At 68.6% G+C, this 1,440-nt stretch carries 1 protein-coding gene; it reads left to right on the forward strand.

Translation table 11 applies throughout. From position 1 onward, the window contains the following. Window positions 1-59: 59 nt before the first annotated feature. Window positions 60-1,337, forward strand: coding sequence for an IS701 family transposase (locus G6048_RS48080; protein WP_165345894.1), 1,278 nt, complete (start codon window positions 60-62; stop codon window positions 1,335-1,337). Window positions 1,338-1,440 lie beyond the last annotated feature (103 nt).

Consider the following 1,440-nt stretch of genomic DNA (forward strand, 5'->3'; position numbering starts at 1 on the left):
CACCTAGTAGGACTCCGTTAGGTCTGTCTCCCGGTCCTGTTTGGGGGCATGTTGGGGATGTGGACGCACATGAAGTGAACCGTGCTCGGGCGAGGTTGGCGTTATTCGTAGCTGACGTGTTCGCGTCGGTGCCGCGCAAGGATCAGCGGGCGAAGGGTGACTGCTATCTGCGGGGGCTGATGCTGGACGGGCGCCGTAAGTCCATCCAGGCGATGGCGGAGCGGCTGCCGGATGGCAACGAGCAGAACCTGCAGCAGTTCGTGAACCAGTCGACCTGGGATCCGGTGCCGGTGCGGCGGCGGATTGCGGAGCGGATGGTGCCGCAGATCGGCCCGGACGCGTGGGCGGTCGACGATGTGTCGTTCCCCAAGGACGGCAGGATGTCGGTGGCGGTCGCGCACCAGTACTGCGGGGCGCTGGGCAAGCGGGCCAACTGCCAGGTCGCGGTGAGCGTGCACGCGGTCTCCGACACGGCCTCCTGTCCGCTGCAGTGGCGGTTGTTCGTCCCCGAGCAGTGGGCGCACGATGCCGGACGGCGGCAGAAGACCGGGATACCGCAGGAGGTCGGGCACCGGGAGAAGTGGCGCCTGGCCCTGGACGCCTTCGACGAGTTGGCCGGGTGGGGAATGGTGCCGCCGGTGGTGGTGGCCGACGCCGGCTACGGGCAGAACGCTGACTTCCGCGACGGTCTGAGCGAGCGGGGCATCGGCTATGTCGTGGCCATCCGTTCGGACTTGACCGTCCACCCGCACGACGCGCAGCCCACCGCCCCGGCGTGGTCCGGAAACGGCCGCAAGCCGCAGCCCCGCTACCGGCACAAGCCGTCCTCTGTGTCCGTTTTGGCCGCCGGCCACGGACGACAGGCGTTCACCGAGGTCACCTGGCGTGAGGGCTCCCGCGGGCCGATGCGCTCGCGCTTTGTGGCCCTGCGGGTACGGCCGGCCGGCGTCAGGGCCCGCCGTCTGGCCCAGGCCACCGCCACCGCCGAACACGGCCACTGGGACGGTGTCCTGCCCGAAGTGACGCTGCTGGTCGAATGGCCCGAGGACGCCCAACAACCCACCGGCTACTGGCTCACCAGCCTGCCCGCCGACACCTCGCTGGCTGAACTGGTCCGCCTGGCCAAGATCCGCTGGCGCATCGAGCACGACTACCGGGAACTCAAGCACGGCCTCGGCCTGGACCACTTCGAGGGACGTTCCTGGGCCGGGTGGCATCACCACGTCACCCTGGTCACCGCCGCCCACGCGTTCCTCACCGAACAGCGGCTGGCCCCAAAAGCCGATACAGCGGACTCACCCTCTACCAGATCCTCGACGCCATCCAAGACCTGCTGAACTGCTGGACCGGCACCTGCACCACCTGCCACCGCCCCCTGCCCAGAACGTCCACCACCAGCCAGAACCCAAGAGCCAGAGCAACCTAACGGAGTCCTACTAG

This window comes from Streptomyces ureilyticus, from assembly GCF_011045025.1.
Lineage (GTDB): Bacteria > Actinomycetota > Actinomycetes > Streptomycetales > Streptomycetaceae > Streptomyces > Streptomyces ureilyticus.